Raw genomic sequence first — 7656 nt, 5'->3', positions numbered from 1 at the left:
GGTTCTTCTCCGCGTCGTCGCCGATGGCCTTCATGGATCACCAGGAGACGTTCCTGTCGAGCTTCTTCGGTTTCATCGGCGTCACCGACATGACGTTTGTCCGCGCCGAAGGGGTCAACACAGGTCCTGAGCAGCGGCAGCGCGCGCTCGAATCCGCTTTGGCTGAAATCGCCCTCCTGAAGGCTGAAGTGTCCGCGTAACTGAACCAGGAGACGAGTCCCGCGTCGAAGGGGCAGTGAACAGCGGGCAATTGACAACAAGGTGGGCTGCAATGAAATCGTTGAATCAGGAAGACAGGATTCTGCTCGAAAGCGGATTACCTCCAGTAAGAACGGTCGATATCGAGATCCCTCGTCTGGGAGAAGCACCGCTTGCGATGACGTACCGGACAGGTGGTCCGGTCGATAAGCCAGCAATTGTTCTACTTCACGGTATCGGTTCGAGTTCCGCGGGGTATCGTGCCCAGCTGGCCGGTCTCCAGGACAGCTTTCGTGTCGTGGCATGGGACGCCCCGGGTTACGGTCAGAGCGCACTATTGCGGGTTTCTACACCGGGGGTTGAGGACTATGCCGATGCGCTCATGGGCCTCATGTCGGCACTGGACATCGGCACCGCTACCATTGTCGGCAGTTCGTGGGGAAGCGTGATTGCCGCTGCTTTTGTGAATCGCTATCCGGAGGCTGCCCGCTCGCTGGTTCTGTCGGCACCGAATGTTGCGCTCGGACATCTGCAGGGCGAGGCGAAGTCCCGAGAAGTTGAGGCGCTTCTGCATGCGGGCAAGGCGATGTCGCCGTCCGATAGGGTGGCCATGGTTGACCGGCTTGTTGCACCAGACACGCCCTCCGCCGTTCGGGATCATGTATTGCGGTTGGGTGTGGCAGTCACGCCGGCTGGCTGGGCTCACGCAGTGTATATGGTCTTCTCGGCTTCCACCCCGCCTCTGGTCGCGGCAGCGACGGTGCCCGTTTCAATCGTCGTTGGCGACCGTGACCGGATGGCGCCGATGGTCGAGCACGCGCTGAAGCTGCATACGGCGGCGCCTAGCTCGATCCTCCACGTCCTTGAGGAAATCGGTCACGTTCCAAAGCTCGAGGCTCCCGCCCGATTCAACCAGATCCTGCGCAACGCGGCGCGCGTAGTCGACTCGTAACTTCAACTGACCGAGGCGCGACGGCTTCCTTCCAGACAAGTGTGCCGTCAGCGTGCACGGCGGCGCAGATTGGCTCTCTCGCCGTGCCGTGCCCGAAGGCGAGCGGCAGTGCACCGAGCAGCGCTGCGCATGTCGTCTTCAGGATTGGCCTGAAGCACATCAGGCTGGCGCGATAGATCGCATCGCGCGGCGACAGTCCTTTGCGCGACGCGTCGATAGCGAAATTTACCATCATGATCGCGTTCTGCTTGACGATGCCGATCAGCAGGATCGCGCCGATCAACAACATGACCGTGAACTCGACGTGAAACAGCATCAACGCGAGCAACGCGCCGACGCCGGGCGAGGGCTGCGTCGCTAGAATCGTCAGCGGATGTGCATAACTTTCGTAAAGCATGCCGAGCACGATATAAACGGCGGTAAGCGCGACCACCATCAGCAAACACCTGCCAGCCGGCACGCCAGCGCGAACGACCGTTTGACCGCATAGCTGCCGCTAAAGAGGCGCGGGATCCAGCCGCCGGAGTGGGTCCAGCCTGTGTGAAAACGTGCTGATCGCCTAAACTGAAGCAACGCATTCAGATCGGGTGGGCACATGAAGCGATTCGTCGAAGGCGAAGACCGACGGCAAGCCGTCTTGCTACCCAAGTATCTCGACGACTATGTCGCCGACGACAACCCGGTCCGTGTAGTGGATGTCTTCGTCGACGAACTTGATCTGCATGAACTCGGCTTTGATGGAATTGCGCCAGCAGCAACAGGGCGACCCTCTTATCATCCCTCTGTTCTCCTGAAGATATACATCTACGGCTATCTCAATCGTATTCAGTCGAGTCGGCGCCTGGAGCGTGAGACTCAACGCAATATCGAACTCATGTGGCTCACGGGCCGCCTTTCACCCGATTTCAAGACCATTGCCGACTTTCGCCATGACAACGGCAAAGCGATCCGCAATGTATGCCGGCAATTCATCGTGTTGTGCCGTAACCTGGACCTGTTCTCAAAGTCGATCGTGGCCATCGACGGCAGCAAGTTCAAAGCTGTCAACAATCGTGAACGCAACTTCACCAGTGGTAAGGTCCGGGCACGCATGCAGCAGATTGATGAGAGTATCGCGCGTTACCTTGCGGCGATGGAGACAGCGGACCGGACGCAATCCGATGTGGCAGAGGCGAGGACAAGCCGCATCAGCGACAAGATCACGAAGCTCAGGCAGCAGATGCAGGACCTCAAGGCAATGGAGCAGCGGCTGCGCGAGGCGTCAGATGGACAGGTCTCCCTAACTGATCCAGACGCGCGCTCAATGGCCACCAGCGGTCGGGGAACAGGGATGGTTGGCTACAACGTTCAGACGGCCGTTGATGACACGTCTCATCTGATCGTGGCACACGAGGTCACCAATGTTGGCAATGATCGTAACCAGCTGACGAAGATGGCTGGGCAGGCGCGAGCGGCTACCGGCATCGAAAATCTGACTGTTGTTGCCGACCGGGGCTACTTCAAGAGCGAGGAAATCCTGCAATGCGATGAGGCGGGCATTACGGCCTTCGTTCCTAAACCACTGACCTCGGGCAGCAAAGCAGATGGGTACTTCGGCAAGCAGGACTTCGTCTACGTTGCCGAAGATGATGAGTACCGTTGCCCAGCGCAACAGCGACTCACCTGGCGTTTCACAAACATCGAGCACGGTATGACTTTGCATTGCTACTCGAGTTCGGCTTGTACTACCTGCGCAATCAGAAAGCAATGCACATCCGGGAAGCAGGCCCGCCGGATAAAGCGCTGGGAGCATGAGGACGTAGTCGAAGCAATGCAGCAGCGACTCGACCATCATCCAGAGATGATGCGCATACGCCGTCAGACCGTGGAGCATCCGTTTGGTACGCTCAAGTTCTGGATGGGCGCGACGCACTTCCTGATGAAGACACGCGAGCATGTCAGCACCGAGATGAGTCTGCATGTGCTCGCATACAACCTCAAGCGCGTCATGGCGATCTTAGGCACTGCGGTGTTAATGCAAAAGATGAGGGCCTGAGGAGAGGCCTTACATCAAACCGGCTGCACCACGGCGAACCGGAGCGCTTCCGGACTTGTCGACGAACCTTCGCATTCTGACCGGCCTGAAGGTCCTCCAACCATACAGCGGACTAAAACAGCCGCCAATGGCCGTGATCGACGGTGCGAAGTCATCGAGCCACATCGGTTCGCGTTTTTACACAACCTGGGTCGCGTGGTGCCGATTGCGGCCATGCAAGAAAAGAGATGCGCATTGCATCAGGCGGCACGCGACCATAAGCGGTCCTTGGCGAACGACCGCTGCCCTGTTCACCAAGTAAGAAAGGGACAATTACCGCACCTCAACACAAGGTAACCCCAAGGTTCCTGGCGTGCCCACCACACTTATAAGTGGAGATGTAGGGACGCCGATATTCGTTGAACTTCATCTTGCGAGTCAGGTGGCGTGGATGAAGCTTCCTCAAAAAACCACCGTGTTTCGCGCGCTACGAGCTCACGTTCGTTGTCCATCGTAATTATGTGATAACAGTCATCGATAAAAATCTTTCGTTTAACCGTCGAGCCGATCCGATTGTGGACGACCTCAGCGTTGGCGACGGTCGATGTATCGTCGTCGATCGAGTGTATCAGCAGGCAGTTCACGTTGATGTGAGGCAATCTTGTCTTGACGTGCTGTGCAAGTGAATGCGCTTCATAGATATGCCGCAAGGAAAGACTTGCGGCGCCGATCTCTGAATCGCCTTTCTGCCGCATGCTCTTCGCGACTTTTGCTCTTAGCGCTTTATTCTTCAGACCGTAAGGCTCTCGTTCGCTGAAGGAGTAGAAATGGCGCAGCGGCGTGTGATAGGCGAGATTGAGAAAGCATTGATACCAGGGAATGGTCCAGCCGTCGTAAAAGAGCGTGACCGATAGCAGCGAGAGCGCAGCGACGTCAGACTCTTCCGCTGCGAGCGCCAGTCCCAACGTGGCGCCGATACACAGTCCCGCAACGGAAACTGTCCGATAGCGTCGGCGCAGTGTGCTGTAGTGCATCCGCACCTCTGCGAGCCATTCTTTCCACGATGTACAGGGACTGTCCAACCCATAGCCTTCGATATACGGCGCCAATACCCCGAACCCGCCCTGACTCAAACGTCTGGCGATATAGCCCAATTCCTGGGGTGTACTGCGCAATCCGTGCAGCAGTAGCACGGCGTGATCGTTACCTGCGTAGCTGATATCCGTCGCCAGCGAATTGCGCACCTTCATGCTGCCTCCTCGTTCATCGATCTCATCACAACGTAGTCCCCGTCCGCGGTCGGGAAGATCTCGACCTGACAGGCCAGATCGCCAAGACGTTTGTTTCTGCGCGGCAGACGCATTTTCAATACGCGACCGGTCGTGTCGCCGGTTGTTTGTAAGTGCAATGCCACGCGCTTCGCGTCTTCCGGATAGAGCGCCGCCAGCAATCGTCCTGTTTCAGTCTCGGTGTCGCACGAATCGCCATCGAGTTCGCGGCTCAGTAGCTCGCTAACGTATTCGTAAGGTGATCCGACTCGCCCGATATAGAGCACATTGGCGTGATCGTCGGTAAGGTTGCGCAGCAGGCGATTCGAAATCGATATCGATTTTTCAGCGCGGACCCGGCGTTTTTCCGCGCGTAGCAACATGTCGTGCCGCGACTTCGCCACCTCGGCGATGAGCCGCGCTTCATATTGTGTTCTTCGCAGCCGTTCGATCATCATCAGAAACAGGAGCGTGACGCAGGGAAACGCGAGTATGAGGATTACGTCGTCTTTGTCGAGATAGGCGAGTTCTTCGAAAGGAGGAACGAAGAAATAGTCCGCCAGCGGCAAGCCGAGCATCACAACCACGATCGCCGGGCGAATGCCCAGGCTGAAACCTACAGCCACTGCCGCGATCATGAAGAACAGCGCAGGCATGTGCGAATCAAGAAACGGATGGAGCAACTCGCGCGCACAAAAAGCGACAGCCACGGCGCCTACTGCTACCCCGTACGGCCATAGGCCACGTGGCCCCCACCGTTTGGCATTGTTAATCATTTCATACCTATCTTAGACAAGCGCCTCGACGACGAGTACCGCGTAAAAGAGCCCCATCTCAGTGCTCCAGCATACGGCGGCCGCATTAGTCTCGAACTATTGCGCCTTTAGCCTTTACTAATTCATCGAAAGCAGTACCAGTCGGCAAATACGGATGCTTATTGTGGCCTGCAGAGCTCGGCATATTTGCTTCAGTCGTATTGTCGATGTTCATCTCTGAAAACCACGTGGCGAGAAAATGTCTTTTTGGTCATAGAACGCTGCGCGCGTAGGAGACCGCACACGCGACGAGCCCGAGCGTGTTAGCAACTTCTGGGTACCGGCACCGCGTGAACGAGCATAAGCATCGCGAAGACCACAGGGGCGACGCATGCTCCTGTCGATACGCGCGACGTTGCAGGTGCAACGTCGGCAGCGCGCCCGCCCTTTCGAACTGCGCGCCAGCGAACGCAGCAGGAAGCGTACTCGCTGGTGCGCGGCCTGCGTCGATCAGTTCGCGCCCGAACCAAAAAAACAGGGTTTCAACGGAAGAAAACTCGTGCCGACGTGACCACGACTATCTGTCGCGGTTGCCGACATGGGCAATCGGCATGTGGTCGGCGTTTGTCTTCGTCGCACCTGGCACAGGTGGTCAAACGATTTGGCCGGCGGACTGAAAATAACTGACGCGATTGTCATCTACACGCCAGCGTCCTGTCGCGATCGTGCCTCTAGACTACTGCTGTGCTGTCGCGATTGACACGCGACAGCGGCTCTTGTGTTCGCACGCAGCCCGTATTTTTTCGCAGGAGTCGATCATGACCACGCTCTATCTCTCTTCGAGCTAAATCCGACGCAGGCCGATTCGTGAACACCCTTTACGGTTGCGCCGATTCCGGCGCAACAACCTCCGCAGTCGAAACCGTCATGTCCACACAGCATCAAGCGGAGGTCACCATGAGTCGAGATCCCGCTCGTTCAACGAGCGTCGATTTCCTGCGCGGCCTGGCGCTGATCGTGATTACACTCGACCACGTCTCGCAGAGCGCGCTCTCGCATTTGACACTGCATACCTATGCATTTTGCGACGCGGCCGAGGTCTTCGTCTTTCTCGGCGGCTACGCGAGCGCCGCCGCTTATTGCGCGATGACAGCCAGCGGTGGCGCAGCGCAGGCGCATCGCCGCTTTCTAAAACGCAGCGGGGAAATTTACCGTGGCTATCTCCTGACGGCCGCTTTGATGCTGCTTTGCGGCCTGGCGATGCTCGCGCTGCACATCCACTCCGCCATACTGACCTACACCGATGCGCCACTGTTTTTGGTCCGGCCGTTCCAGACGCTACTCGATATCGCCACGCTACGGCGCCAGCCTGATCTGGCTGCAGTGCTGCCGATGTATATCGGGTTCGCGCTGTGCGTGCCGCTGGTGGCGCCGACTGTTCGTCGCCGGCCGGCCACCGCCCTGCTGGCGAGCCTGGCGTTGTGGCTGTGCGCTCCCTCGCTTGCGAATCTGCTGCCGAGCGCCGACCCTATCGGCTGGTCATTCGATCCTTTTGCGTGGCAGTTGATGTTTATGCTTGGCATGCTGTGCCGGCTGCATCCGATGTCCGCCGGGTTCCAGGCTTCGCGGGCCGGACTGCGACTGACCTGGATCGCGCTCGTCGTAGCGTTGGCTTTCGCCGCTTACAAGTTGCTGATTGAGAACCAACCGGAACCGGGCTATTTGAAACAGCACCTGAGTTCCCTGAGAGTCGTCAGCTTCGTCTCGATCGCCTGGCTGGTCGCCCAGCTGAGCAGGCTCGGGTGGATCGACCGGCTGGCCGCGGCGCTACCGCCAGTGGTAACGGTCGGTCGCCAGGGACTGACCTGCTTTGTCTGGGGAACGCTCATTTCGATCGTTGCTGACACCGCGCTGCAGGTCGCGGCGCCCGCTTTTCATACACGCACGCAAGCGGTTGCCGCGGCGCTATCGGCCGACTTGTTGACGATCGCAGCGGTGCTCTCCGTCGCCATCCTTACCGCCAAGCTCAAAGCGAATCGACCGGTACCGCGGCAGCAACACAGAACTGGACAATACGGATGCCGAACCCCTGCCCCGGAACAAGAACGGTCAATATCGGAACACCGCGTGTCGTGAACGCGCCGCTTGCCGAGGCCTGCATTTCCTGATGGAACCAGGCTTGGTGAGGCGCGTCGCAACGACCAGCACCTTTATGGCGTGTGGCGATGTCGACGGACTGCACGAGGTTTTCATGATGTGCAAGCGCTGCGGGTCCGTTCCGGTGGTCCACGACGAGGCGCTGCAAAGGACGCTCGAGGACGCGGCGCGGACCGCTCACTTCGTCGTGGACGGCCAGGAAACGGAAATCAAGGGGTTGTGCGAATCCTGCTCGGGCGGTGGGTGACCTTTCGTACCCGCCTCGCAATGCAGTCACGAGCGAGAAAAAAACGCCACGCGTGTATTGTTTTT

7 protein-coding genes and 1 pseudogene are annotated in these 7656 nt (G+C 58.4%); 5 read left to right on the top strand and 3 right to left on the bottom strand.

Going from position 1 to position 7656, the window contains the following annotated elements; all coding sequences use genetic code 11:
• Both GNZ13_RS47100 and GNZ13_RS47095 read left to right on the top strand, forming a co-directional pair.
• Positions 1–200 (top strand): NAD(P)H-dependent oxidoreductase (locus GNZ13_RS47100; RefSeq protein ID WP_172177927.1); only part of this gene is annotated, 200 nt, incomplete at its 5' end.
• Between the two features lie 71 nt (positions 201–271).
• On the top strand, positions 272–1150 hold the full coding sequence (locus tag GNZ13_RS47095; protein ID WP_172177925.1) for an alpha/beta fold hydrolase: 879 nt from the start codon (positions 272–274) through the stop codon (positions 1148–1150).
• A 73-nt stretch (positions 1151–1223) separates the two neighbouring features.
• On the opposite strand, the pseudogene GNZ13_RS47090 reads toward GNZ13_RS47095, so the two are convergent.
• A pseudogene (locus GNZ13_RS47090) lies at positions 1224–1592 on the bottom strand (efflux RND transporter permease subunit); the annotation flags it as partial.
• A gap of 153 nt (positions 1593–1745) precedes the next feature.
• On the opposite strand from GNZ13_RS47090, the gene GNZ13_RS47085 reads away from it, so the two are divergent.
• Positions 1746–3185, top strand: coding sequence for an IS1182 family transposase (locus tag GNZ13_RS47085; RefSeq protein ID WP_172177923.1), 1440 nt, complete (start codon positions 1746–1748; stop codon positions 3183–3185).
• Positions 3186–3550: 365 nt separating this feature from the next.
• Here the strand turns inward: GNZ13_RS47085 and GNZ13_RS47080 are convergent, their stop codons facing one another.
• The gene (locus tag GNZ13_RS47080; RefSeq protein ID WP_172177921.1) at positions 3551–4414 is read right to left on the bottom strand and encodes an alpha/beta hydrolase; all 864 of its coding nucleotides are present in this window, start codon (positions 4412–4414) and stop codon (positions 3551–3553) included.
• Positions 4411–5208 carry a DUF4118 domain-containing protein gene (locus tag GNZ13_RS47075; protein WP_236002503.1) on the bottom strand — a complete coding sequence of 266 codons (798 nt, stop codon included), beginning with the start codon at positions 5206–5208 and terminating at the stop codon, positions 4411–4413. Before GNZ13_RS47075 ends, GNZ13_RS47080 begins: the two co-directional genes overlap by 4 nt.
• 936 nt (positions 5209–6144) lie before the next feature.
• Between GNZ13_RS47075 and opgC the strand changes: the two genes are divergently transcribed.
• Both opgC and GNZ13_RS51845 read left to right on the top strand, forming a co-directional pair.
• Positions 6145–7323, top strand: a complete 1179-nt coding sequence (gene opgC, locus GNZ13_RS47070; RefSeq protein WP_236002502.1) for an OpgC domain-containing protein — start codon at positions 6145–6147, stop codon at positions 7321–7323.
• Positions 7324–7354: 31 nt separating this feature from the next.
• A complete protein-coding gene (locus GNZ13_RS51845) occupies positions 7355–7591 on the top strand; it encodes a hypothetical protein (RefSeq protein ID WP_216675297.1) in 237 nt (78 codons plus the stop codon).
• The last annotated feature ends 65 nt before the right edge of the window (positions 7592–7656 follow it).

The organism is Paraburkholderia elongata (assembly GCF_013177735.1).
In the GTDB taxonomy this organism is placed as follows: domain Bacteria; phylum Pseudomonadota; class Gammaproteobacteria; order Burkholderiales; family Burkholderiaceae; genus Paraburkholderia; species Paraburkholderia elongata.
The sequence above is the reverse complement of the archived record's forward strand: the minus strand, read 5'-3'. Positions and strand labels throughout refer to the sequence as shown.